This window comes from Sphingobium anseongense (assembly GCF_037725245.1).
Taxonomy (GTDB): Bacteria; Pseudomonadota; Alphaproteobacteria; order Sphingomonadales; family Sphingomonadaceae; genus Sphingobium.
Genome location: NZ_JBBJUL010000002.1, coordinates 414,410 through 439,507, shown reverse-complemented (window position 1 = coordinate 439,507; position 25,098 = coordinate 414,410). Strand labels below are relative to the sequence as shown.

Below are 25,098 nucleotides of genomic sequence, written 5' to 3'. Positions count from 1 at the left end.
TGATCAGCGAGGGTAATATTCGCGATAGATGTCACGAAGCAGCGTCGTGATCTCGGCTTGACTGATCACGTTCGGATCGATGGGGTTGGTGACGTGCGATCCCTTGGCGTAAATCTCCAATGACGGCGTTTCAGTCGTCGGTCCCATGAAGACGCCTTTTACAGGATGGCCTTCAGCCGCCGCCTGTCGAAGCGCGGCGCGCGCTTTGTGCCAAGTTGCCGTAGTCGCCCCAAACAGGGCGACGCTCGGCGCTTCAGACGAGAACTGTCGTGCTGAAAATCTCACGCTGTTAGCACCTACGTTCCGTGCATCGCTCAATGGGATGCGGATGCTATCCGTTGAGGCTGCTGCAGGCTTGGATTGCTGTGCCAGCGTCGGCTCCGGCAGTAGCGTTAAAATGCACAGCGCGGCGGCTCGAGTTGGTCGTCGTGCGCGACGATTCAGATTTGCAATTCCCATGATGATCTCCGGTCCTGCCGACCGGGAACCTGCCATCATGCAACATTATGAGCAATTTTGTTGCACACTTAATTGTTTATTTTCAATATTTTATTGTGCTTCACTTAAAAGGCGATTTGCCTGCTTTTGCTTCCAGAAGGAATTGACTCGAGAAGAAAATCAGAGTCCGGCACGTGTGCAAGCCACGGCTCATAGGGGGTCGGCTCGGGCAAGTTCAGCCAACGCACTATGTCGGGGAAGGCATGCAGTCTCATCCGATACTTGCGTTGCGTTCTTGTCCTGATGTTGCCTTCTAAGCGAGCTGCGGGCGTAAAACCCTTAGCTGAAGTCACTACCATGGCAGACGCGATGCCTTCACGGAACAGAACTCCATTTAGGCTTCGAACGACGTCGACTCCTTCATTGACGTCCAAGTCGCGCCGACGTTTCACTTGGACGAGAATAGGGTCTGCGCCCGTCTCAACAATTTTTAGATCGACGCCGCCGTCCGCCGTCGCACCCACGTGGCGAATTTCGCAGTGTGGAAATACTGATCTCAAACAGTCTTGGATCAACAGCTCAAATGCTCTTGGATCAACCTCTCCCATTCGGAGGGGATTTTTTCGCAAGAAGCGCCGTAAGTCGTCTATCGGAGCATCAGACGCGTCGATCGAGAAGTGCTTCGCAACTGACACCTTCGCCGGTACTCGACGGCCGTGATGGGAACTCCCGGCGTTGGATAAGTCAACAACTCGCCAATAGCCGCAAATGTCGCATACACTTAGTATTACCCAGTTCGCCATACTCCTGCCTGCGCGCATGTTGGCAAGGCAGTATGGGCATTCGTCGAACCTAAAACCCAGGAAAAAATCGACGTGATCGTAAACGTCCACAAGCCAGTGGCTATCGACTGCCGCTGTATATGAGCAAAGCATGCGCCCGCCGCCTTTCTGCGCTTGTGAATACGTCAAATACCGCGTCTAGGCCTACCATCCAATTTCTGACGCGCTAGCGTTGAATAGTTGGGACCAAGCCGAGCGGCGAATCGAGCCTGTTGTGCGCGGGGCAAATGCGCCTCGATCGAAATTTATGTCCGCAACCCTATTGCTCATTTTGATGCGAATCTGGGATAGTGGTTCATGTCGCATATGCAGGTCGGCGATTGGCAGCCTTATGATGGGGTTGGACGCCGCAAATATGTCAGCGCGACCGAAAGAACGCGCTTTCTTCACGCCGCCGATGAGATGAGTGATCACTCGCGAGCGCTCTGCTATGTCCTTGCGTATTCTGGCTGCCGGATATCCGAAGCTCTGAATCTTACGCATGACCAAATCGACGTTGAGCAGGGAATGTTGGTCATTCGCACATTGAAACGGCGCAAGCTCTGCTTCCGTAGAGTTCCAGTGCCGGGAAGGTTGATCGGCATGCTTCTAACACAGCAAAAAAATGCAGATGGGCGCGTGTTCCAGATGAACCGCTCGACAGCGTGGCGGAAGGTCAAGAAAGCAATGATCAATGCGAAAATCAGCGGACCGATGGCAACGCCTAAGGGGCTCAGGCATGGGTTCGGGATCAAGGCAGCAGGTAGTTCAATACCGCTAAATCTGATTCAGAGGTGGATGGGGCACGCATCGAGTTCGACGACGGCAATCTATATGGACGCCGTGGGGCAGGAGGAGCGAGAGTTCGCAGGTAGAATGTGGTGAGAATGGCTGATGAGGGCGAGGCGAGGATCAAAAAGTCAGAAAGTGTAGGGCACTGATAGAGATCAGGCCAAACCGTAGGACAGACAGTGGAAGGGAAAGAGGCGTAGTACAAATACGCAAGCTGTGCGCTGTAGGACAGCGCGCTTGCTCCCTCGCTTCGTTCACTCGGCAAAGGGCGGTGCCCGCCCCTGTGCAACCCCCAGCGAAAGCGAGGCGAGCGTATCACGCCGGATGCCGAAAGGGAGCCACTGAGAACCTGTTTTTTGCAATTGCCGCTCGGCTCCGCTTTGGAAAGTCGCCCGCGGCATGATAAGATCTAGGCATGACGCCAGAAATCATCCGCGATATGGCAAGAAGGCCAATGCGAACCGACTTCATCAGCGAAGTCACTAACTATGACGAAACGACGCGCATTGCGAGTTTCCGCATGGAGCCTGATCCGCGCCGCTATAGTCAGTTCGAGAAGGATGGCGAGACGTTTTACCTCGACAAGTATCTACGTTATGCGTTTTCGTTGAAGGATATGGCGGCCGGTGGCTGGGATGGAATGCCTTGCTACACGCTTAAGCCGAGGATTGAATCGACACCAGATTATGCACAAGCTCGCCAATCTGCGCTCGCTGCTGAATGGGAGACCGGGGCGTATACCCCGCCCATCGAAAGCCCGCTCGAGCATTCCGAACTTAACTTGGGCGAAAGCGAACGCCAGATAGGATTCCTGTCCGTCGATATTTGCGGCGCTACCGCGCTTCGGCAACGTAACCAAGCGGCATTTGATCGCGCTTATGAGTTGTTCACCCGCGAACTGGGCACGGTCGTCGGACAGTTCAACGGTACAATTCTGAAGACCAAGGGCGACGGCTTTATCGCTTATATCGACCACCCATCTTTCACGAGACTATGCGACAATGTCGTCGATATGGGATTGAGCTTTCTCGTAGTTTTACACCAATCTCTGAATCCGATTTTAATTAAAGCAGGCATCGAGCCACTCAACATTCGCATCGGCGCTGACTACGGTGAAGCCGTCGTGAAGAAGCTCGCCATTCCTGCGACCGGGTTTACTGCGCAGGAAATTGCGAGTGACGCACTAAATCGCGCAGTTAAGATTGAGGAGGCTTGCGGATCGAACCAATTCTGGATCGGACGGTGTCTTTATGAGCTTATCCATGTCCAGTGGCTGGAACGCGCAACTGAAACGTCATTCGATGGCGCATGCGTGGGAATGCCCGGCTATAAGACATATCGGGTCTGTTGATGGCCAATCCATCTTCTAACGAACTGACCCCAGCTTACTATCGCGCGCAGATTGGCCGCGTGGTCGCCACGCTCAACAAGATCGTTAAACGGCCCAACCCACTTACTTTAGGGCACGTAGTCCCTGATGCCGACGACATCGCCATTCACGACGGTCGTCGGCTTGAAGCTACTGTGATGTTCCTTGACATTTGCAAGTTCTCCAATCGGCCTTGTGAAAGTGCGGAAGAGCAAGTTACTATTGTCCAGATACTCTCATTATTTTTCACCGAGATGATACGGATTATTGCGGATCACGGGGGCGTCGTCGAAAAGAATACCGGCGATGGTCTGATGGCATATTTCGCGAAAAATGATATTCCGGGCATATCTATTCAACAACGTGCGCTAACTTGTGCGCTCACAATGTTCTCGGCCGCAGACAATCTCATAAACCCATTGCTGAGTCGCTCGAATATTCAGATGATCGATTTTCGGGTATGCCTCGACCACGGATTTATAACCGTTGCCAAGGTCGGCGCCGCACGTGGATTCAATGGTATTGTCGCAGTCGGCACGACCGCAAATGTCGCATCGAAAATGCTCAAGGTGGCCGGGGCGAACACCATCCTCTTGGGAAATGAAATGCTGTCCGGGCTTCCGGCTGGATGGGTTCAGCAATATGTCCAATTGGAAACATTAGAGAGCGGCTGGACGTATCGCCAATCACAGACAGCTTACGCTTTCTGGCGCTACATCGGCCGCTGGAAGATACCTGTGATATGAGTAAGCAGCACACCGAAAACGATGCAGCGTCCGCTGCGCTCGTCCCACCCGAAATCGGAAATGCACCACGGCTCGAACCGCCGCCCTCATCCATGCCGTCGTTGGAACCGATGCCGACGAACGGTCTTGATCTACATCATGCCGAATTTGCGTCATTTCATGAGGACTATGTAAGGCACTATATCGCACTTGCAGACACAAAGGCTGGTGTCTGCTTTGGCGTGATGTCGGCGGTCGTCGGATATCTCGTTAGCCAGGACAAAGTTCAGGCATTCATTGTTGCGCCAGCCTGCACGGCGCAGTTCGGCATCGTGGCGTCAGCGTTGCTGTTTTTGATAGTGGCCGCCGGTTGCGCCTTTGCGGTCATCGCGCCGCGTCTTGATTCAGTGACCGGCGAAAGCATTGTTTTCTTTGGAGCGGTCGCCAAGCGTAAGTCGGGCGATGACTACATCCGCGAGATTGCTGCTCGCTCGGAGTCAGAGATGACAGCTATACGTCTGAAGCACTGCTTCGACGTGTCCAAGGTCTGTTCCCGAAAGTACGCCTTCTTGAAGGCAGCTATTTGGTTAGCGCTTCCCGGGCTTGCCCTAGCTTTGCTTGCCACTTTGATTCTTTAACACGCTTTGAGGTGTGACCGATCCTGAGTGACGTTGGACGAAAATGATCACCACTCAAATCGTTCATCTCGTTCGCGTGAGTCCCGCGCCTCCCACTCGCGTTGATTTTCAATTTCTCGTTTGTAGGTCGGGATAGCGGCTTTAGCCCAAGCCGCAAAGCGCGGATCGTCGTCTCTCGCCATCGTTTCAAGGAGCGGGAGCCGCCCTTCTAGGATCGCCGCCAGAGAACCGCTCCAGCCCGAAGGTCTGAAGCGCCCCAACAACGTATTGAGTATCGCAATCGGATCAGGCGCGGACCTGATGAGCCGCTTGGCGGTTTCCGTCCATCTCAACGCTCCCGAAAATTCATCTAAATCCGTCACATCTTCAGAAGTGCCGTCAATCTTTTCCCAGATCGGCACCACATGAGCTAACGCCTCATAGCGTGAGACGGGCTTTTCTTCGGCCCAGCCAAACATCGTGTCTGGATCGATGCTGGCAGCGTGATTGACCCTACCGATGCGCGAGGTCAGAAACAGATAGCCACGATCCTGAGCGTCTGCGGCTCTCTCAAGCAGGATATCCAATACGATGGTCGGGAACTTGGTCGCGAGCGCCTTTACGACCTCATTATAGCTTCCTGCATAGATCGCATATGTTGCGAAAGCATCCAGCAGCTTGCTGCATAACTCCGTTGCAACAGCGCTGTCCTCTGCCTGCAAAAATGTCGAGATTACCCGCGCGACGCCATGCCCCTTGTCGCGTCGCTTCTCGTCGAAGGGCAAAGCGAATAGCAGCTCTTTCGCGACCTCTTGAACGGCGGGATCAATCGCCTCTTGTTTCAATTTGTCTCGGTGGGCGAAAACTTCGAGAATACCAAAAGCAATATCGAAGCCGTTTTCGCGATCCGCGACGGCACGCAAAACCCGGCAGAAGTCGGCGGCAGGCTGCGCCTGCCAATCCACGTTATATTGAAGCCGGGCGAACGCATTGATCGGGACAGTCGGCAGCTTGGTTGCTGCTATGATGCGCTCGATACCGGGCGCATTTAATGTGACGCCCACCTGCATCGGGATAAGGTTTTTATGCTGGGCCTCATCCTCCAGAGCCGCATCGAGGATCGCTTCTGCTGCTTCCCGGTTCTGGCGCGCGAGGCCGTTAACGAACATGGCTTGGATTATATAGGAATCATCGTCCCCATTCGTTGGACGAGCGTCCCGAATAATTTCCCAAGCTCCATCGATATCCTGAACATGCTCGCCAATCGTGCTCACTACCGCAGAAACACGGTATGATTTTGCATCCGCTAGTTGAGAGGCATGTTGTTCCAAAAGGTCTAGATCGGCTGCTATTTCGGTGCCGATCTCTCGACAGATGCGGTTAATTTCATTTTCTGCCGCCGCATAGTCATGCTCTTCGTCGAAATCTAGCTCCGCGAGGTCGAGGGCCGACCATGCCTGCGGGGTGACGTAGCAGGTGATACGGTCCGTCAGGCTCTGGGGCCGAAGGCGTTCCGCTAAAAGCTCCAAGGCGGCGATATCGTCCTGAGCTTTCTCCTTGTTCACGGATCGTATTGCGCCCAGCACACCAGCCCAACCTTCCGGCCAACCTCCATCTTGAACAAATGTATCCGCGAGGCTCACAAGCGCATCGGTCATCCCTGTTTTCGCAACCAAAAACCTCAATTGGCTGGCCACCATGCGCCTGACCCTCAAGCGGTATATAACTGACGGGTTCGCGCTGAATGAATCCAGGCTCCGATCAGACCCGAACGCCCTCCGCGATCTTGCCGCCCAAGTTCGGGCACTACGGAGCGAGGAAAAGACGATCTATGAGGCTGTCCGCGACTGCTACAAAGTGGCATCCATCGATTATGATAAGGATTCCCCCAAGGTCCGTTCATTTTACGCGCGGCTACAAGACAAATTTCTGTTCGCGATCACCGGAAAGACTGCTTCCGAGCTGATATTGGATCGCGCCGACGCCGCAAAGCACAATATGGGACTCACCAGTATGAAAGGCAATTTGCCCACCAAGGCAGACGCTAAGACTGGGAAAAACTTCCTGCATCGCGATGAAATCTATGTGCTTCACATCTTGTGCGAGCAGTTTTTGCTTTACGCGGAGTCTCGCGCAATTCGCGGGAAATCGATGACCATGGACGATCTGGCGCTTAAGCTAGATGAGTTGCTCAAGACTAATGACTATCCTGTTTTCAATGGGTATCGAGATTACCTGAAAGACAGGGCAATGGAACATGCGGAAACAGAGTGGAAGCGCTTCCAAAAAATGCTCGCCGATGGTTCACACCTTCCCGCATCCTCAAGCGCACTTTCATGAAAGTTGCTTGCCGTACCGCCGCAGCAATAAGTTTTGCACTCATCGTTGCGTCATGCAGCGATCCTAGCGATCTCAGATTGTCGGACGGAACAAGAGATTTGGTTAGCGGCATAACCGTCAGCGATGGGAAAACGACTTGGCCGCTCGGCGATCTCAAGCCCGGCGAGCACGTCATGTTTACGCAACCGCTTTCCGGCGAGGGTGGCCCCGCTATCTCTTGGACGTGGCGTGGTCAGCGCCGCTCCGATGTTGGCTGCTATTACACCGGCGGCATGCCTGCCCGAGGGTCTATGGCAATTGCGGGCGACCACCTCGAATTTCTCTGTCGTGGCTAGTTAGATATATAGGTCCCAAACGTTGGCACAAGTCAAAGGCGGTGCCGAACCAGTCGCGAACTTCCTCATGCGTCCCCGGATGGAAGCCGTAATCGCGCTTCCTCGCGCCAAACTCGAACCCGTAAGAAGAACTGAAATGCGAACATTCCAGCATGGCATCGAGTCCGGCTAGGACGAGTTTCACATTACGTTCGCTGTCCGACTGCGCCAGATGCAGCAGGAAGGCCGCGCGCTGGGTCGCTGGAGCATGAGTGCCCGAAAGCGTGATCATGAACATTGATTTGAAAACGTTGATCGCCTCGCCGCTATTGTTTGATGGCTCCGCATTTCCGGAGAGCCCAATCAATATTCTCAAGGCGCGATCGAATAGGCGCGGCTCGTATGCCAATGCCCGGAGCAGGTGAATGAACCTGCTACGGTTGAGGTCGGATTTCTCAAAGAGGGCTGGACCACGGGCAACCGCTCTTTCAATACATTTCAAAGTAGCTTCTGGATCAACAGGAGCGATGTTGTCGAAGAGGGTTTGACCCAATTCGTTAAAGTTCTCAACTTCCGAAAGCCATCCGCCTTCTTCCAACCATTGCGCGGCAATTTTCTGCGCTTCTGGAGCGTCATGGAGGCAACCAATCCGGCGGGAAAACGACTTCAGAAGCCGCTCCGGCCCTCGCGTGAGCGCGAGCAAGATTGTGTCGCCGGGAATGTCCTGAAGAGCCTGTTTTGCAAGCCTAAGTGTAGCCTTCAGACAATGGGGGCATCAGACATGATAGCCCCTTTCGAACTCGTTGCTTGTTCCGCAACGTGTCGCGGCTATTTGCGTTCAGTCAGATGTAAAAGCCAGCGACGGGCGGCCTGTCCATCGGCAATATAGAGGAATGCATGTGCAACCCGCCCCCCATATCAATGCCATTTCTACCGCAGTGCCGCAGCATGATGTCCATCATGCCTTCATAAGCTGGGCCCAGGGCCAGATCAGAGACGACAGGCAGCGGGCAATCTTCGCGCGAATGGTCGACCGGGCAGCCATCGACCATCGCTGGAGCGTGCTGGCGCCACCGGGGGAAAATCTTGCGCAGACCGATGCCGGGGGCTTCTATGACAAAGATGCGTGGCCGGGCACGATGCAGCGCATGTCCACCTATGCCCGGGAGGCGCTGGCGCTTGCCGAGCGAGCCATCGGTCGATTGCCTTCACTCGCAGGCGTGACCCATCTGGTGCTGGCCAGCTGCACCGGATTTGTGGCGCCTGGTATCGATCAATTGCTGGCGCAACGACTGGGGCTGGACCCGGGCGTGGAGCGGACACTGATCGGTTTCATGGGCTGCTATGCCGCCATCGCTGCCTTGCGGACGGCCTATCATATCGTCCGCTCGCAACCCGATGCGGTGGTGCTGGTCGTGACGGTCGAACTGAGCACGCTGCATCTTCAAAATTCAGATGACCTGGAATCCTTGCTCGCCATGCTCCTGTTTGCCGACGGTGCGGCGGCAGCGATCGTCAGCGCACGACCGTCAGGCCTGGAAATTGTCGACACATTCTCGCTCGCGCTTGCCGACAGTGGCGACCTCATCAGCTGGACGGTCAGCGACACCGGCTTTGTGATGGGACTATCCGGCGCGGTTCCGGGCAGGATCGCCAATGCGCTGCTCGATCCTGGCGTTCAAAAGCAATTGGGCGGCGGCCAAATCGACAGCTGGGCCGTCCATGGCGGCGGACGTTCGATACTGGATGCGGTACAACGCAGTCTGGATCTGCCCCCGGATACGCTCGCCAATTCACGGGCCGTGCTGCGCGATTTCGGCAACATGAGTTCGGCGACCCTCATGTTCGTTCTCGCCCGGATTCTGGCGAGCGACGCCCGCTGTTCGGCCGGCGTTGCCATGGCGTTCGGCCCCGGCCTCGCTATCGAGGGCTTGCGCTATCGGTCCCCGCGATGATCGACTTGTCGCATCCCGTCATTGCGCAGGAACAGATGGATGCGCCGGACCTGGCGCCCGACACTTTCGCCGCGGTGCTGCGCGACCTTGCCCGGGTGAACTGGTGGACCATGGCCGCGCGGCCGACGATCGGCTTTCTTGAACGGATTGCCAGCCCGGGCGAAAAGCTGCGCATTCTGGACGTGGGATATGGGGCAGGGGACATGCTCAGAAGGATCGCGCAATGGAGTTCCAGGCGCGGCATCGCGGCGGAATTGACCGGCATCGACCTCAATCCTCGCTCGGCCATTGTCGCGCGGGCGGCCACGACCCCTGCGTTGGGGATAGAATATCTGACCGGCGACTATGCTGATCTGAAAGATCGCGGCTGGGACGTCATTCTCTCCAGCCTGGTCGCGCATCATATGACCGGCGCCGAACTTGTCCGGTTTCTGCGCTTCATGGACAGCACGGCCCAGCGGGGGTGGCTGGTCAACGACCTGCTGCGCCATCGCGCCGCCTTGCTGGGATATCCGCTGCTTGCACGGTTGATGCGATGGCATTCGATCGTACGGCAGGATGGGACCTTATCCATCGCCAGATCCTATCAGCCCGCCGAATGGCTGCCCTTCCTTGATGAAGCCAATATATCCGGCGCGCGGGTGTTCCGTGCCTTTCCTTTCCGCTTGTGCGTCGAACAATGCCGCTGATCGTCGGCGGCGGGCCGGCAGGGGCTGCGGCGGCGATCAGGCTGGCACAAGCAGGTATGGCCCCGGTGATCGTCGAGCGGACCGCTGTCGCGGCGGATGTCCTGTGTGGCGGATTTCTCAGCTGGAACAGCGTTGAACTGCTGCACCGATGTCATGTCGATCCACAGCGACTGGGCGGGCACGCCATCCGTCGCGCCCGCATATTCGCGGGGAAAAGGATAGTCGAGCTGGCGCTGCCTGCCACGGCGATGGGTCTGTCGCGCAGGCGATTGGACGCAGCATTGCTCCACCGCGCGGAACAGGCTGGCGTGCAGATCAGGCGGGGCATTGCGGTTCGCGCGATCGAAGGCGGCATCGTTCGTTACGCTGACGGGACATCTGAGACTCCAGATTGTCTGATTTTGGCGTCGGGGAAACAGGATGTGCGCGGTGCGGCACGGCCCGCGGTATCCGACGATCCCGCCGTCGGACTGCGCTGGCGGTTTCGGGCAAGCGAGCGACTTGTCCAGATGCTTGATGATGCGATCGAACTGCATCTGTTTCGCCAGGGCTATGCGGGATTGCTCATGCAGGAAGATGGGGCGGCCAATCTATGCCTGGCCGTGCGGCAAAGCGCCTTTTCCGGCGTAGGCCGACGTCCGGACGCCATGCTGGCTGCGATCATGGCCGACATTCCAGGCTTGTCCGAACGTCTGGCATGCAGCAGCATTGGCAAGGCCCAGGCAATTGCCAATATTCCTTACGGCTGGCGGGCGCGGGGCGGCACGGATCATCTATATCGCGTGGGCGATCAGGCCGCCGTCATTCCCTCGCTGGTCGGCGAAGGCGTGGGCATCGCGCTTGCGACCGGGATCGCCGCGGCTGACGCGATTATCGCTGGCGTCGCGCCGCAGCCCTATCAGGCCGCCGGTTCGCGGCAGATTGCGTTGCCGATCGGATTTGCCACCCTCTTGTGGTCGCTTGCCGAGCGACCGGCCCTTGCCGGGCCGGTACTTGCGCTGCTGGCAACCCTGCCATCGGTGGGTTCGCTGGCAATGCGTATGACCCGCGCGCCGATGTTTCGCCCGGTCGGCATACAGGTCCAGCCCTGATCCGGTTTGAATAGGCCAGCTGAATTCGGGCCTGTCGCTATGGGGCGCGCCGCCGCGCGAATCCGCTCATGCGGCCTTATATTCACCTCGGCTGTGCAACCATGCTACGCTGTGCCCAGGGTAGGCAGGGGAGGTAACCGATGCGGGGTTCGGGGCCATTGTGGGGACTGCTCAACCAGGCGCGCCGTGCCAATCTGACCGAACAGGGGGTGGCCCCGCCCGTCCCGTCACCTCAAGGGGTCACTCGCCGCCGGATGCTCTCTGCTCTGGCTGGGGTTGCGGCGCTTCCTCTGGCCGGCTGGCCCACCCGGTCCCGCGCGCGATCCGCCGTGCGCGTCGCCATCATCGGCGGTGGCCTCGCGGGTCTGACGTCGCTTGACGCGTTGGTCGCTGCGGGGGTGGACGCCCATCTCTATGAAGCCCGCGGGCGCCTCGGCGGTCGCGTGTTCACGGCCAACAATGCGCCCGAGCCGGGGCTGGACATCGAGGATGGCGGCAACCTGATCAATAGCGATCATGCCGATATGCTGGGCTTGGCCAGGCGCTTTGGCATCGGGCTGATCGATCGCAAGCCGATGCGCGGGCACAGCCGCTATGTCGTCGATGGTCGCCTGATCAGCGATGCCAGCCTGATCCGCGACCTGCGTCCGATCGCAGCGCAGATCGGCAAGGATGCTACGGCGCTCGATGCCGATTATGAAGCCGTCGCGCCACGTATGGATGCCATGTCGGTGACGACCTATCTCGACAGTCATGCCAATCTGATGAAGCCGTATATCCGCGCGCTGCTGGAAGCCACGATCCGCACCGAATTCGGCGCGGAACCGGGCCAGGCATCAGCGATCGAATTGCTGTTCAATCTGCCCGTGGTGGATGGCAGGCATGCGGAGCTGATTTCTCTCAGCGACGAGCGATTCATCCTCGCAGGAGGATCGTCCAGCGTGGTGAAGGCGCTTTCCGCCCCGATGCTGCCAAGGATTTCCACCGGCCATGCGCTCGTTTCGATCGCCCCGAACAATGGAGGTATCGATCTGCATTTCGCCAATGGCAGGATGGACCATGTCGATCGCGTGATCGTCACAGTCCCCGCGCCACTAATGCGCACGATTGATTATGGCGGCCTGCTGCCCGATGCCTGGACGGCGTTGGTGGGGGAAATCGAATGTGGCCGCAATGAAAAGATCAACGCGGGCTATGCCGCCCGCATCTGGGAGGAGCACACCGGTCCGGCGGGCTCGGCCTGGGCGGTCGATACCAAGGGGGCGGGCGTATTTTCCGAATTCTGGGAAGCCAGCTCGGGCCAGCCGGGGCAGGCAGGTGTCCTCACCTGGTTTTTCGGCGGGGATCAGGTTGATGCGCTGATGGCGGTCGATCCGGAAACGACATTGCGACGCGCGGAATCCGCGATCGCGTCGGCCGTGCCCGGTCTCAACGCCCGGTCGATGCGGCGCACCGCCTGGGGGCAGGATCCCTATGCGCGCGGCGCCTATTCCACCTTCAAACCTGGCCAGCTTAGCCGTTTCGCTTCACATTTCTGGGTCGAGGATGAGGATGGCGTCAGGCAGCAGGCCGTGGCCGGACCAATCCTGTTTGCCGGCGAGCATCTGTCCGACGCCTTTCCCGGATATATGAATGGCGGCGCGCAAACCGGTCGGATGGCGGCGAAAACGCTATTGGCCAGTCTTGGGATGCCGGTTTGAAACGATCCGTCTGGGTGGTCTGACATTTGCCGGGCGTGGTCATGTGGATGTTCCCGCAGGAATGACGCCGCGCCGGATCTGGTCCAGCTCGATGCTTTCGAACAAGGCCTTGAAATTGCCTTCGCCAAAGCCGTCATTGCCCTTGCGCTGAATGATCTCGAAAAAAATCGGTCCGACCATATTTTCGGTGAAGATCTGCAGCAGCAGGCCGCCGCCGGTTTCTGGCGCACCGTCGATCAATATGCCGCGCTCGCGCATCGCGGCAATGTCATGGCCATGTCCGGGCAGGCGTTCGTCGATCAAGTCGAAATAGGTTTGCGGCGTGGTCTGGAAGCGAATGCCGTTTTCCCGCAACGCATCGACGGTCGCGAATATGTCGTCGGTCGCAAGCGCCAGATGCTGGATTCCTTCGCCTTTATATTCGCGCAGAAATTCCTCGATCTGGCTATGTTCGTCCTGGCTCTCGTTAAGCGGGATGCGGATCTTGCCGTCGGGTGCCGTCATGGCGCGGCTGAGCAACGCGGTGGCTTGACCCGCTATGTCGAAATGCCGGATCTCGCGGAAGTTGAACACGCGCTCGTAAAATTCGGCCCAATGATCCATGCGCCCACGCGCCACATTGTGGGTCAGGTGATCGAGCGTGTGCAAGCCCACCGATCGGTCGTCCTGCATCGCGCCCGGCACCGGTTTGAAATCGACATCATAGATGGTTTGGGCGCCATAGCGGTCGACCAGATAGAGGTTCGATCCGCCGATGCCCTCGATTGCGGGAATGTTGAGTTCCATGACGCCCACCGGGCCGATGATCGGCCTGGCACCCCGGCGTACGGCCTCTTCCAGGGCCTGCGCGGCGTTCTCGACGCGAAACGCCATGGCATTGGCCGACGGGCCGTGAGCGGCGCGGAAGCTGGCGGCCTGACCCGACGGATCCATGTTCAGGATGAAATTGATATCGCCCTGATTGTAGCGACGGACGTTCTTGGAGCGATGGTCGCCCAGATGCGTAAAGCCCATGCCCTCGAACAATGTTGCCAGTGCATCGGGTACGGGCGAGGTGAACTCGACAAATTCGAAGCCATCGATACCGAGCGGGTTCTCGGAGTTCATGATTATGCGTCCTTCCGATGAGTAAAATGATCGAAGGCGGTTGCAAGATCCGATGGTGCGGGCCGGCGCCGCAGGATTTCCAGACCTGCGCAACGGACCGGTCGGGGCCGCGTGAGCGAGTTGAACGCGTCCTGACGATAATCTAGCGAAAAAAGCTGAAAAACCAATTCATAATTTACTATATTATTTCATACCATGATAAAAATCTTGCATATATCACATTAATATGAAATATATATCCAGTTAGCCGCGTACCGCTGGACGGTACGCAGGCCCTGCACTGCCGAGATGATGAATGACCCCCAGCAACAGTCTTCAGCTTCCCCTCTCGTGAGCATCGTCCCCTACAGCTATTGGCGTTTTCTTGCGATGGACGAGGCCCGCAGGGGTCCTGACGCTTTCACCAGGGCAAGGATCAGGATGCAGCCCGATGCCGGCGGGGCGGCGGTATGACCGCACGGCGGGAAATCGATGCCATCGACCGCAGAATTTTGGCCGAACTCCAGCAGGACGCCAGCCTTAGCCATGCCGAACTTGCCGAGCGCGTTGGCGCATCGACCGCATCCTGCTGGCGCCGGATCCGGGCGCTGGAAGCCGACGGCGTGCTGGGGCGGCAGGTCCGCCTTCTCGACGCGACGCGGCTTGGGCGCGGTGTGAATGTGTTATGCCATATTCGCTTGAAGAGTCATCTGGCCGAAGCGACGGAGGCCTTCGAAAGCTTCGTCGCGTCGCGGGACGAAATCATCGAATGCTATTCGATGTCGGGCGAGTGGGATTATCTGCTGCGTATCCTCGTGGCGGATGTTGAGGACTATACCCGCTTCCTGATGCGGATCGTGCTGCGGCATCCCTCGGTTGCAACCGGTTCGTCTCATTTCGCGCTGGCACAGGTGAAATATACGACGGCCATCCCGCTTTGACGTGCAGCCTGTATCGGGCGAGACAACGGCTTTGGTCGCCCTTGGAAAACTTGCGCAATGGCGCTGAGGTTGCCGCCTGCCTCACATTCTGTCAAACGTCGATATATCTTGCTGATATCAATAAATTTTCTCATTCATCAGACCTGTTCGTCTGATTTGAAATAGCTTCAGCAGCTACATGTGACCTATCTGTTCCCGTTCGCCTGAGCCGCTGGGCGATCAGGGGCGAGTGGCGAACCAGATCACATGCTTGGGTCCCTTGCCGTTGCTGCGCGCGCGCACGGCCACTTCCTCGACGCGGAATCCGGCCGTGCCGAGCAGCGCGGCAAAGGCCTTGTCGGGACCCGCCGACCAGATGGCGAGGATGCCACCGGGTTTCAGCGCGGCGCGCGCGGCGGTGAGGCCGCGCATGGCATAGAGCCGGTCGTTGCCACTGCGCACAAGGCCATCGGGGCCATTGTCGACGTCCAGCAGGATCGCGTCGTAAGTTGAGGTGGCCGCGGCGATCACCGCCCCGACATCGTCCTCGATCAGCCGCACGCGCGGGTCGTCAAGGCAGCCGGCGGCAAGCTCGGCCATCGGTCCGCGCGCCCAGGCAATGATGTCCGGGACCAGTTCGGCCACCGTTATCCGCGCGTCGGGGCCAAGCCGCGCCAGCGCCGCGCGCAGGGTAAAGCCCATGCCATAGCCGCCGATCAGCAGATGCGGCGCCGGTCCGCTCCCGAGCCGGTCGCAGCTCATCAGCGCGAGCGCTTCTTCCGATCCGCTCATCCGGCTGCTCATCAGCTCGTTGCGTTCGAGGACGATCATGAAATCGTCGCCCCGGCGATAAAGGCGCAGGTCAGGGCCGCCAGGCACCTTGGCCGTGCCGAGAAGTTCGCGCGGCTTCATCGGCGACTATGCCTTCCGCGCGTTCGCGCGGTGTCCGAATGGCGGGATGGGTGATCATCGATCTTCATTCCCGACCCCCTAGCGCAAGCTGTCCCTGTCGGAAACTATGCCATTATCGCGCTGGCATGTGGAAGTGGCATTTTACAAAGTGACCAATATACCGTAGGTGGCATCTGAATTAGACGAATTCGGAGTTCGATCATGTCCACTTCCAGCCTTCGCCCACCCTCGCTGATACGCTTGCTGGGAGCGTGGCGGGCGCGCGAAAGCGCCGAGCCAGCCTATCGTCAATTGGCGCAGGCTTTGCGGATGCTGGTGCTGGACGGGCGGGTCGGTCTCGATGTGCGACTGCCGGGTGAGCGCGAACTGGCTTCGGCGCTGGGCCTGAGCCGTACGACCATTGCTGCGGCCTTCGACCGGCTGCGTGATGAGGGCTATCTGGAAAGCCGGCAGGGTTCGGGCAGCGTCACGCGCCTGCCCTCCAATCGCGCCCGGCCGGTGCTGCCCGACGATGATCGGCCAGCGGGTAGTGGCCTGCTCAACTGGACCGCTGCGGCGCTGCCCGCCGCCGATGGCGTGGCGCAGGCCTATCAGGCCGCGATCGAGGCGCTGCCGGCCTGGCTTGGCGATATCGGCTATGACGCGCTGGGCCTCGGGCCGTTGCGGCAGGCGGTGGCCGATCATTATGGGCGGCGTGGCTGCCCCACCGGGCCGGACCAGATCATGATTACCAACGGCGCGCAGCACGGCCTGTCGCTGCTGTTGCTGCTGTTCGCCGGGCCGGGCGATCGCGTGGTGATCGACCATCCGACCTATCATAACGCCATATTGGCGCTTCAGCGCAGCCATGTCGTGCCGGTGCCGGTCGGGCTGCCTGGCCAGGGTTGGGATATCGACGCGATGGACGCGGCGTTTCGCCAGACATCGCCTCGCTTCGCTTATGTCATCGCTGATTTCCACAACCCCACCGGACGGAGCATGGATGCGGGCACGCGTCGCGCGCTGGTTGCTGCGGCCGCGCGCAGCCACATGCCGCTGGTGATCGACGAGACGATGGTGGCGATGGGGCTGGAAGGCGCCGCGCCACCGCCTGTGGCCTTGCACGATCCGTCCGGTCGCGGCGTCATCACCCTGGGATCGGCGAGCAAGATCTTCTGGGGTGGCTTGCGGGTCGGCTGGATTCGCGCCGATCCACAGACGATTGCGGCGCTCGGGCGAATCCGCACGACGCTCGACATGGCGAGCCCCGTGGTCGACCAACTGGCGGTGGCGCGGCTGCTCGATCTCGAGGAAGGGCTGGGCGCGCGCGCCGGGATATTGCGGGCGCGGCGTGACCGGCTGATCGCGCTGGTCGAAGAGCGGCTGCCGCACTGGCGGGTCGAACCGCCCGCCGGCGGATTGTCGCTGTGGGTCGAATTGCCGCGTGCCGAAGGGACGGCGCTTGCGGCGCTGGGCGAAAGCCATGGCGTTCGGATCGCGCCGGGGCCGCGCTTCGGCGTCAATGGCGCGTTCGAACGGTTCGTGCGATTGCCCTTTACCCTGCCCGAAGAGCAACTGGCGCTGGGGGTCGAACGGCTGGCGGCGGCGGATGCGCGGCTGCATGCACGCGCTCCGGTGGCGCGCGACGCGATGGCGCTGGCGCTGGAGGCGGACCGGGTGATCTGACTAATTGTCTTCGGGCATCTCTTTGTCGCCGCCGCAGCCCTTGAGCGTGCCTTCGCCAAACGCCACCTGCACGCTGTCGGACCAGATGGAGTCGCTCATGCCGTCGCTGCATGGGCCGGGGGTGATGGTAAGGGTCAGGCCATCGGCTATATAGCGGCGGGTGCGGCCATCATCGTCGGTGGTCGCGCCGGTAAAGCTGCGCGGCGAGTGGTCGGGCCGTTCCAGCGTCGCGCGGTCGCCGCGCAGGGTGACGGCCCAGAAGGGTTCGGTGCCAAGGGCGCGATAGCCCACATCCCGTCGCGGCAGGTTTTGGGCCGGCGGCGCCGGGCTGGCGATCGGGGCGATCATGGGGACGGCAGTCTTTGCCCGCGCTATGTCCTTGTCGACGATCGGGGCGGACATATTGGCCGCGGCCGCCCCGGATATGGCGGCACCGTTCGCCGCGGCATTTTCCGCGCCGGGATCATGTTTGGCACAGCCAGCGAGCAGCAGCGGGGGCAACGCCAGCCACAGCAGCGCCGGCGGCCCCAGCATCGCGCTAAACGTCCAGATTGGCGACGTTGAGCGCATTGTCCTGAATGAATTCGCGGCGCGGTTCGACCACGTCGCCCATCAGCCGGGTGAAAATTTCGTCGGCGACGTCCGCCTGTTCGACCTCGACCCGCAGCATCGACCGGTTGTCGGGATCGAGCGTGGTTTCCCACAGTTGTTCCGCGTTCATCTCGCCCAGTCCCTTGTAACGCTGGATCGACAGACCCTTGCGGCCTGCGGCGAGGATCGCTTCCAGCAGATCGCTGGGCCGCGATATCTGTGACACGCCCTTGGTTGGCGCGGCGGGCAGGTCGTCATCCCCCATTTCCTCCTGGGCCGCGGCGGCTGCCCTGGCCGACACCAGCCGGCTCGGCGAGCGGTAGCTTGCCGCATCTTCGGCAGCGGTGCTGTGCAACTTGCGCGCCTCGGCCGACCCCAGAAAGCCATGTTCGATGACATGATGGTCGGTGACGCCGCGCCAAAGGCGCTCGAAATGAAAGCCTCCGCCTTCGGCGATGCGGCCGGTCCATTTGCCTTCCGCATCATGCGCGCCCATCCAGACGATCGCCGCGTCCAGCCGTTCGGCCTGCGCGGCGTCGTCGAGTTCGGGATCAAGCGCGCCGGTGAGGCTGAGCGCCTCGATGATCGTGGGGTCGTAGCGACGCGGCACATAGCGCATGACCGCGCGCATGCGGCGGGCATGATCGACCAGGCTTTTGAGATCGTTGCCGGTGCGGGGGCCGCCAGCGCCCTCCAGCACCATCGATTCGACGCCATTGTCGACCAGATATTGCTCCAGCGCCGCTTCGTTCTTCAGATAGACTTCGGACCGTCCCCGGGTCGCCTTGTACAATGGCGGCTGGGCGATGAAGAGATGGCCGTTTTCGATAATCTGCGGCATCTGGCGATAGAAGAAAGTCAGCAGCAAGGTGCGGATATGCGCGCCGTCCACGTCCGCGTCGGTCATGATGACGATCTTGTGGTAGCGCAGCTTGTCGATATTGAAATCGTCGCGAATGCCGGTGCCCATCGCCTGGATCAGCGTACCGACCTCCTTGGACGAAAGCATGCGATCAAAGCGCGCCCGTTCGACGTTCAGGATCTTGCCCTTGAGCGGCAGGATTGCCTGATTCTGGCGGTTGCGGCCCTGCTTGGCCGATCCGCCGGCCGAATCGCCTTCGACCAGGAACAGTTCGGACTTGGCGGGGTCCCGCTCCTGGCAATCCGCGAGCTTGCCGGGCAGCGAGGCGATGTCCATCGCGCCCTTGCGCCGCGTCAGTTCGCGCGCCTTCTTGGCGGCTTCGCGGGCGGCGGCGGCATCTATGACCTTCTGGACGATCATCCGGCCGTGGCCAGGATTTTCCTCCAGCCATTCGGCCATCTTGTCGGCCATCAGGCTTTCGAGCGGCTGGCGCACTTCGGAGGACACAAGCTTGTCCTTGGTCTGGGACGAAAATTTGGGATCGGGCAGCTTGACCGAGACGATCGCGGTCAGCCCTTCGCGCATGTCCTCGCCGGTGAGGGAGACTTTCTCCTTCTTCAGCATCCCGGACTTTTCGGCGTAATTGTTGAGCGTGCGGGTCAGCGCCGCGCGGAAAGCCGCCAGATGGGTGCCGCCGTCGCGCTGGGGAATGTTGTTGGTGAAACAGAGGACGTTTTCATAATAGGAGTCGTTCCATTCCAGCGCGACGTCGATCGTGACATGATCGCGCGTGCCGGAAATGGCGATCGGCTCGGGCATCATCGCTGCCTTGTTGCGGTCAAGATATTTGACGAAGGCGGCGATGCCGCCCTCATAATACAGCTCGACGGTCTTGCTTTCCTCATGCCGCGCGTCGGTCAGGAACAGGCGCACGCCGCTGTTGAGGAAAGCCAGTTCGCGATAGCGATGCTCCAGCTTGTCGAAATCATATTCGGTGACGTTCTTGAACGTCTCTGCCGAGAACATGAAGGTGACTTTCGTGCCCTTCTGCCCGTCCCTGGCGGGACCAAGCACCTTGAGCGGCGCTTCGGCGTCGCCGTTGCGGAAGCGCATCCAATGTTCCTGGCCGTCGCGCCATATGTTCAGCTCCAGCCAATCGGACAGCGCGTTGACGACCGAGACGCCGACGCCGTGCAGTCCACCCGACACCTTGTACGCGTTATCGTCGCTCGTATTCTCGAACTTGCCGCCCGCATGGAGCTGGGTCATGATGACTTCGGCGGCCGACACGCCTTCTTCGGTGTGGATGCCGGTGGGGATACCGCGGCCATTATCGGTCACGCTGACCGATCCGTCCGGGTTGAGGACGATGTCGATCCGGTCGCAATGGCCCGCCAGCGCCTCGTCGATCGCATTGTCCGAAACCTCGAACACCATGTGATGCAGACCCGACCCGTCGTCGGTGTCGCCAATATACATGCCAGGGCGCTTGCGGACAGCATCCAGGCCCTTGAGGACCTTGATGCTGTCGGCACCATATTCGTTGCTGTTGGGATTGATTTGACTGTCTTCGCTCATGCCCGAGCATATAGGGAAGGCGGGGATGAAACTAAAGCGAAACATGCCGCCTTTCCCGGCGCTGCGGGGCGGTCTATCAGGGGGCCATGCGTATAGTCCTTGGCCTGGCCCTGATCCTTGCAAGTTGTTCCGATAGCCGCGATGTCATGGACGAACTTCCCAACAGCTCGCTGGCGGGCGCGGCGCGCGAAGATGTGCCCGAAAGCCGCATGGACGCGCCGATGACGCGAGCGGTGACGATCGGCGAAGACGGCCCCCGGCTCGACGCCTGCGGGGCGCTGGGGCTGGTGACGCGATCGGGAAGCGGTGGCCTCGCGCTGCTCGCTGCGCCCTTTGCCGATGCGCGAGAAGTGGACCGCCTGGCCGAGGGTGCCCGCGTCCATGTCTGCACGCGCAGCATCGACCAGAAATGGCTGGGCGTGGTCGTGGTGCCCGAACCGGACGGGAGCGTCGAAAACGATATGGCCCCTGCGGCGGATTGCGGTGTCACATCGCCGGTCGACAGCAAACGCGCCTATGCCGGCCCCTGCCCCAGCGGCTGGGTCGCGAGCGCCTATGTGCGGTTGATCGCCGGCTGATGCTCATTCGATCCCGGTAAATACCAGCTTCTGCACGCGCCGGCCGGTATTGACTTCGGTGGTGTAGATATTGCCCCGGCTGTCGGTATCGATGCTGTGCAGCCAGGTGAATTGGCCCGCCTGCCGTCCGACCCGCCCAATCGTTCCCAATATCTGGTGCGTCGATCGCAGCAATATCCAGATCCGTCCGTTCATCATGTCGGCGACGTAGAGATATTTTTGCGCGGCGTCTGGCGAAAAGGCGATGTCGGTGACGGTATGGGTGCCGCCTGTATCCCCGGCGATCACGAGGTCGCGCACGAAAACCAGGCTGTCGTCCTTGCCGCGCTTGAATATCTGCGCGCGATTATTGTTGCGGTCGCAGACATAGACATGGCCGTCGCGGGCCTGCACGACGCAATGGACGATATCGGCGAATGTCGGGGATTTAGGGTCGGCGACCTTGCCGGGATCGACGGCGTGGCTCTGATCGAACGCGCCTTCGCGAACGGGCGCGATCGGCGGTTTGCCATAGGCGCCCCAGCGGCCCCTATATCCGCCAGCGGAATCGAAGGCGATGACGCGGCGGTTCACATAACCGTCGGAGATCATCACCATCCCGTCGCTGTGATTGACGTCTGATGGATTGCCGAGCCGGTCGGTCGCGTCATTGCCGCCGGTCTGGCCGCGTTTGCCCAGCGCGCGCAGGAAGGTGCCGTCGGCGCTGTAGTTGAGCACGACATGATCGTCCTTGCCATTGCCGCCAAGCCACACCGTCTTGTCCTTGTCGACAAAGATCCCGTGCAGGCTGGCGGGCCATTGGTTGACCCCGTCCACAACCGGCGCGCTGGCCGCGCCGCCCCAGCCGCCCAGATAGCGACCGTCGCTGGCGAAGCGCACGACCGGCGGCGCTGGCTTGCAACAGGTGGCGATCGGCGGGTTCTGGGCCAGGCCCGTGTCGGTGCTGGTCAGGGAGTGGGGGCGATGCACGACCCAGACATCATCGTCCCTGTCCACTGCAACGCCGCTCACCTGGCCCAGCAGCAGGTCCGACGGCATCCGGGGCCAGGCAGCATCGGCCCTGAAGCGGGGCATCGGGGTTCCAGGTGCGGCCAGGACTTCGACATGGAGGTCGACCAGCGCGGATGACGGCGCATCGCGTGCTGCCGATGCGGTGGCGGCAAGAATGGGCAGCATCGACAGCAGGGCGAGGCGCACGGGCAGGCTTCCTTGCTTCATTGGCTGATGTTTCGGCGGAATGTTTCGGGCAGGAAGAGCAGGCCAATCGCCACCGTCGCTGCGGCAAGTGTTACCGGATACCACAGGCCATAATAGATATTCCCGGTCGCAGCCACCATGGCGAAAGCGGTGGTCGGCAGAAATCCGCCGAACCAGCCATTGCCGACATGATAGGGCAGCGACATCGAGGTATAGCGGATGCGGCTGGGGAAGAGTTCCACCAGCATCGCGGCGATCGGGCCATAGACCATGGTCACCAGCATCGCGAGCGCCCACAGAATTGCCACCACGGCCACCTTGTTCATCTTCGCGCTGTCGGCCCGTGGCGGGTAACCGGCCGCGGTCAGCCCGGCCTGAAGCTCTGTCTGAAAGGCGGCGATGGCGTCGGCGCGTGCTGCTGGGGGCAGGGCGGCGGGGGTGGGCGCGGTGAAGCGGCGGTCGCCGACGCGAACGGTCGCGATTGCGCCGGCGGGGGCGACGACATTGGCGTAGCTGATGCCGGTCCTTGCCATATAGGCCTTGGCGATGTCGCAACTGGAACTGTCGAACCTGTTGCTGCCGACCGGATCGAACTGGAAGGCGCATTGCGCCGGATCAGCGCTGATCGTCACGGGGGCCGACGCCTGGGCTGCGGCAAGCGCCGGGTTGGCGGCGCTGGTCAGCGCGCCGAACAGCGGGAAATATGTGACCGCCGCGAGCGCGCAGCCGCCAAGGATGATCGGCTTGCGACCGATCTTGTCCGACAGCCAGCCGAAGAAAACGAAGAAGGGGGTGGCGAGCGCCAGTGCGATGGCGATCAGGATGTTGGCGGTCGCGCCATCGACCCGCAATGTCTTTTCCAGAAAGAACAATGCGTAGAATTGTCCGGCATACCAGACCACCGCCTGGCCCATGACCGCGCCGAACAGCGCAATGATGACCCAGCGCAGATTGCCCCAGCGGCCAAAGGCTTCGGTCAGCGGCGCCTTCGACGTGGTGCCTTCATCCTTCATCTTCTGGAAGACCGGGCTTTCGTTGAGCTGGAGCCTGATCCACATCGACACGGCGAGCAGCAGCAGCGAGATCAGGAAGGGCAGCCGCCAGCCCCAGGCTGCAAAGGCGGCTTCTCCCAACGCAAAGCGGAAGCCGATAACCACCAGCAGCGCGGCGAACAGGCCAAATGTCGCGGTCGTCTGGATCCAGCTGGTATAGAGGCCGCGCTTTCCTTCGGGCGCATGTTCCGCGACATAGGTGGCGGCGCCGCCATATTCGCCGCCCAGCGCCAGGCCCTGCGCCAGGCGGAGGGCGAGCAGGATGATGGGTGCCGCAACGCCGATCGCATCATAATTGGGGAGCAGGCCGACCGCGAAGGTCGACAGGCCCATGATCCCCATGGTGACGAGGAACGTGTTCTTGCGCCCCACCAGATCGCCGATTCGGCCGAACACCAGCGCGCCGAACGGGCGCACGGCAAAGCCCGCCGCGAACGCCGCCAGCGCGAAGATGAAGGCTGTGGTTTCGTTTACGCCCGAAAAGAATTGCGCTGAAATATAGGTGGCGAGCAGGCCATAGAGGTAGAAGTCATACCATTCAAACACGGTGCCCAGCGAGGAGGCGGCGATAACCAGCTTTTCATTCTGGTTTGCCTTGCGAGGGTGGGAATGATCGTCTTCACATACCGCCGTCATCGACTTTGATCCCCTCTGTCCTGCGTTCCATAACGAAGACCGCCGAGCAATCCGCGCATTTGAACCATCCGGCGGCCGTGGACAAGGCTTTGTACTTGGCGGATGCCATTGCGATGCGGACGCCGAGCTTATAAACGATGGCGATGATCCAGGAACCCGCCGCCGATCCTTTGGCCCGTCCTTTCCGGCCGGCACTGGTCCATGCCCTGCGCGGCCGCTGTCCCGCGTGTGGCGAGGGGCGGATGTTCGCTGCCTTCCTCAAACCCACCGCTGGCTGTGAGTCATGCGGGCAGGCGTGGGACCAGCATCAGGCCGATGATTTTCCCGCCTATCTGGTGATCCTGCTGCTTGGCCATCTGCTGGTGCCGCTGATGATCGAGGTGAACGGGGCACTGTCGATACCGCTTGGGGTGCAGGCGGCGCTATGGCCCTGCCTGGCGCTGGTTTTGGCGACCCTGTTGATCCAACCCGCCAAGGCCGCGGTCATCGCGTTCCAATGGTCGCGCCGGATGCACGGCTTCCGCTAGGGTTCAGATGCTACGCCGGACGGCGCAGGGCATTTTGTTCCATGATTTCGCGGATAGTGCCGTCGATCAGGCGGCGGCCCTCCGCGCCATGGGTGACGACCGTCGTGTCGCAGGTGGCGACGCACACATCCTTTTGAAATGCGGCGGATGATACGGTCCAGCTGGTGCGACCGATGTGGCCGATCGCGCAATGCACCTCGAACGGGTAGGGGAAATGCGCTTCCTCTATATAGTTGAGCGAAACCGCAGCCACGAGCCAGCGGACGAAATCTTCCTGCGGATGGCGGCCCAGATGATGGTGGAAGCGGATGCGGGCGGTTTCGAACATTGCTGAAATGGCGACATTGTTGATGTGCCCCATTGTGTCCATGTCCCCGAACCGGGTGTCCAGCGTCGTGGTAAAGACATAAGCGTCAGGGCTTAACCGCCAGGCTTCGGGTTTGGCCATATCCTGTGGATTCCTCTTTGCTTAAAGCGTCTTACTCCTGCCGGCGCTTTATGCAATCGGGCCGGCTAAAATGACGCGGATGCGGCCAAATTGACACAGATCGCGCCGCTCCCAGGCTCTATTTGCCATTCCTAATCGATCGCTCCCGGCCCCGCATTGACATGCTGGTTCATTACGGCAGAATAGAACATAAAG

The 25,098-nt window shown here is 60.3% G+C and carries 24 protein-coding genes; 13 read left to right on the top strand and 11 right to left on the bottom strand.

The features are described from left to right. Positions 1-3: 3 nt before the first annotated feature. Entirely contained in the window at positions 4-459 is a 456-nt protein-coding gene (locus tag WG908_RS04405; RefSeq protein WP_340185351.1) for a hypothetical protein, read from the bottom strand. Positions 460-563: 104 nt separating this feature from the next. Then, the gene (locus WG908_RS04400; protein WP_340185350.1) at positions 564-1,046 is read right to left on the bottom strand and encodes a restriction endonuclease; all 483 of its coding nucleotides are present in this window, start codon (positions 1,044-1,046) and stop codon (positions 564-566) included. Positions 1,047-1,577: 531 nt separating this feature from the next. On the opposite strand from WG908_RS04400, the gene WG908_RS04395 reads away from it, so the two are divergent. The 4 genes from WG908_RS04395 (at position 1,578) to WG908_RS04380 (ending at position 4,783) form a co-directional block, all read left to right on the top strand. After that, the gene (locus tag WG908_RS04395) at positions 1,578-2,144 is read left to right on the top strand and encodes a tyrosine-type recombinase/integrase (protein ID WP_340185349.1); all 567 of its coding nucleotides are present in this window, start codon (positions 1,578-1,580) and stop codon (positions 2,142-2,144) included. A gap of 322 nt (positions 2,145-2,466) precedes the next feature. Then, entirely contained in the window at positions 2,467-3,402 is a 936-nt protein-coding gene (locus WG908_RS04390; RefSeq protein ID WP_340185348.1) for an adenylate/guanylate cyclase domain-containing protein, read from the top strand. Beyond that, complete coding sequence (locus tag WG908_RS04385; protein WP_340185347.1) at positions 3,402-4,166, top strand: adenylate/guanylate cyclase domain-containing protein; 765 nt, start codon at positions 3,402-3,404, stop codon at positions 4,164-4,166. The genes WG908_RS04390 and WG908_RS04385 overlap by 1 nt, the downstream gene beginning before the upstream one ends. Continuing rightward, the gene (locus WG908_RS04380; protein WP_340185346.1) at positions 4,163-4,783 is read left to right on the top strand and encodes a Pycsar system effector family protein; all 621 of its coding nucleotides are present in this window, start codon (positions 4,163-4,165) and stop codon (positions 4,781-4,783) included. Before WG908_RS04385 ends, WG908_RS04380 begins: the two co-directional genes overlap by 4 nt. Before the next feature lie 47 nt (positions 4,784-4,830). Here WG908_RS04380 and WG908_RS04375 read toward each other — a convergent pair whose 3' ends face one another. Then, entirely contained in the window at positions 4,831-6,462 is a 1,632-nt protein-coding gene (locus tag WG908_RS04375; protein WP_340185345.1) for a hypothetical protein, read from the bottom strand. Between WG908_RS04375 and rhuM the strand changes: the two genes are divergently transcribed. Continuing rightward, entirely contained in the window at positions 6,461-7,102 is a 642-nt protein-coding gene (rhuM, locus tag WG908_RS04370) for a RhuM family protein (RefSeq protein WP_340185344.1), read from the top strand. The genes WG908_RS04375 and rhuM overlap by 2 nt on opposite strands. Positions 7,103-7,390: 288 nt before the next feature. Here the strand turns inward: rhuM and WG908_RS04365 are convergent, their stop codons facing one another. Next, a complete protein-coding gene (locus WG908_RS04365; protein WP_340185343.1) occupies positions 7,391-8,119 on the bottom strand; it encodes a hypothetical protein in 729 nt (242 codons plus the stop codon). Between the two features lie 190 nt (positions 8,120-8,309). Here WG908_RS04365 and WG908_RS04360 point away from each other — a divergent pair, with 190 nt between their 5' ends. The 4 genes from WG908_RS04360 (at position 8,310) to WG908_RS04345 (ending at position 12,851) form a co-directional block, all read left to right on the top strand. Further along, entirely contained in the window at positions 8,310-9,371 is a 1,062-nt protein-coding gene (locus tag WG908_RS04360) for a type III polyketide synthase (RefSeq protein ID WP_340185342.1), read from the top strand. Continuing rightward, positions 9,368-10,060, top strand: coding sequence for a methyltransferase domain-containing protein (locus WG908_RS04355; protein WP_340185341.1), 693 nt, complete (start codon positions 9,368-9,370; stop codon positions 10,058-10,060). Before WG908_RS04360 ends, WG908_RS04355 begins: the two co-directional genes overlap by 4 nt. Next, positions 10,051-11,151: an NAD(P)/FAD-dependent oxidoreductase gene (locus WG908_RS04350; protein WP_340185340.1), complete on the top strand. Its 1,101-nt coding sequence runs from the start codon at positions 10,051-10,053 to the stop codon at positions 11,149-11,151. Before WG908_RS04355 ends, WG908_RS04350 begins: the two co-directional genes overlap by 10 nt. A 140-nt stretch (positions 11,152-11,291) precedes the next feature. Beyond that, positions 11,292-12,851: a flavin monoamine oxidase family protein gene (locus tag WG908_RS04345; RefSeq protein ID WP_340185339.1), complete on the top strand. Its 1,560-nt coding sequence runs from the start codon at positions 11,292-11,294 to the stop codon at positions 12,849-12,851. 39 nt (positions 12,852-12,890) lie between these two features. Here WG908_RS04345 and hppD read toward each other — a convergent pair whose 3' ends face one another. Then, the gene (gene hppD / locus WG908_RS04340; RefSeq protein WP_340185338.1) at positions 12,891-13,958 is read right to left on the bottom strand and encodes a 4-hydroxyphenylpyruvate dioxygenase; all 1,068 of its coding nucleotides are present in this window, start codon (positions 13,956-13,958) and stop codon (positions 12,891-12,893) included. A gap of 449 nt (positions 13,959-14,407) precedes the next feature. Between hppD and WG908_RS04335 the strand changes: the two genes are divergently transcribed. Further along, positions 14,408-14,878, top strand: a complete 471-nt coding sequence (locus tag WG908_RS04335) for an Lrp/AsnC family transcriptional regulator (RefSeq protein WP_340185337.1) — start codon at positions 14,408-14,410, stop codon at positions 14,876-14,878. 219 nt (positions 14,879-15,097) lie between these two features. On the opposite strand, the gene WG908_RS04330 is transcribed toward WG908_RS04335, so the two are convergent. Further along, a complete protein-coding gene (locus WG908_RS04330; RefSeq protein WP_340185336.1) occupies positions 15,098-15,769 on the bottom strand; it encodes a spermidine synthase in 672 nt (223 codons plus the stop codon). A 201-nt stretch (positions 15,770-15,970) separates the two neighbouring features. Between WG908_RS04330 and yczR the strand changes: the two genes are divergently transcribed. After that, positions 15,971-17,434, top strand: coding sequence for a MocR-like transcription factor YczR (gene yczR / locus WG908_RS04325; RefSeq protein WP_340185335.1), 1,464 nt, complete (start codon positions 15,971-15,973; stop codon positions 17,432-17,434). On the opposite strand, the gene WG908_RS04320 is transcribed toward yczR, so the two are convergent. Together WG908_RS04320 and gyrB are read right to left on the bottom strand one after the other, a co-directional pair. Then, positions 17,435-17,968, bottom strand: coding sequence for a COG3650 family protein (locus WG908_RS04320; protein ID WP_340185334.1), 534 nt, complete (start codon positions 17,966-17,968; stop codon positions 17,435-17,437). It abuts the gene before it with no gap. A 4-nt stretch (positions 17,969-17,972) separates the two neighbouring features. Next, positions 17,973-20,465 carry a DNA topoisomerase (ATP-hydrolyzing) subunit B gene (gene gyrB / locus WG908_RS04315; protein ID WP_340185333.1) on the bottom strand — a complete coding sequence of 831 codons (2,493 nt, stop codon included), beginning with the start codon at positions 20,463-20,465 and terminating at the stop codon, positions 17,973-17,975. Between the two features lie 86 nt (positions 20,466-20,551). On the opposite strand from gyrB, the gene WG908_RS04310 reads away from it, so the two are divergent. Further along, positions 20,552-21,043, top strand: a complete 492-nt coding sequence (locus tag WG908_RS04310; protein ID WP_340185332.1) for a hypothetical protein — start codon at positions 20,552-20,554, stop codon at positions 21,041-21,043. Between the two features lie 3 nt (positions 21,044-21,046). Here WG908_RS04310 and WG908_RS04305 read toward each other — a convergent pair whose 3' ends face one another. Continuing rightward, positions 21,047-22,261 (bottom strand): NHL repeat-containing protein, encoded by a 1,215-nt coding sequence (locus WG908_RS04305; RefSeq protein ID WP_340185331.1) that lies wholly within the window; start codon positions 22,259-22,261, stop codon positions 21,047-21,049. Continuing rightward, positions 22,258-23,928: an MFS transporter gene (locus WG908_RS04300; protein WP_340185330.1), complete on the bottom strand. Its 1,671-nt coding sequence runs from the start codon at positions 23,926-23,928 to the stop codon at positions 22,258-22,260. The genes WG908_RS04305 and WG908_RS04300 overlap by 4 nt, the downstream gene beginning before the upstream one ends. 143 nt (positions 23,929-24,071) lie before the next feature. Between WG908_RS04300 and WG908_RS04295 the strand changes: the two genes are divergently transcribed. Then, positions 24,072-24,455, top strand: coding sequence for a DUF983 domain-containing protein (locus WG908_RS04295; protein WP_340185329.1), 384 nt, complete (start codon positions 24,072-24,074; stop codon positions 24,453-24,455). A 10-nt stretch (positions 24,456-24,465) separates the two neighbouring features. Here the strand turns inward: WG908_RS04295 and WG908_RS04290 are convergent, their stop codons facing one another. Next, positions 24,466-24,903: an acyl-CoA thioesterase gene (locus WG908_RS04290; RefSeq protein ID WP_340185328.1), complete on the bottom strand. Its 438-nt coding sequence runs from the start codon at positions 24,901-24,903 to the stop codon at positions 24,466-24,468. Positions 24,904-25,098: the final 195 nt, after the last annotated feature.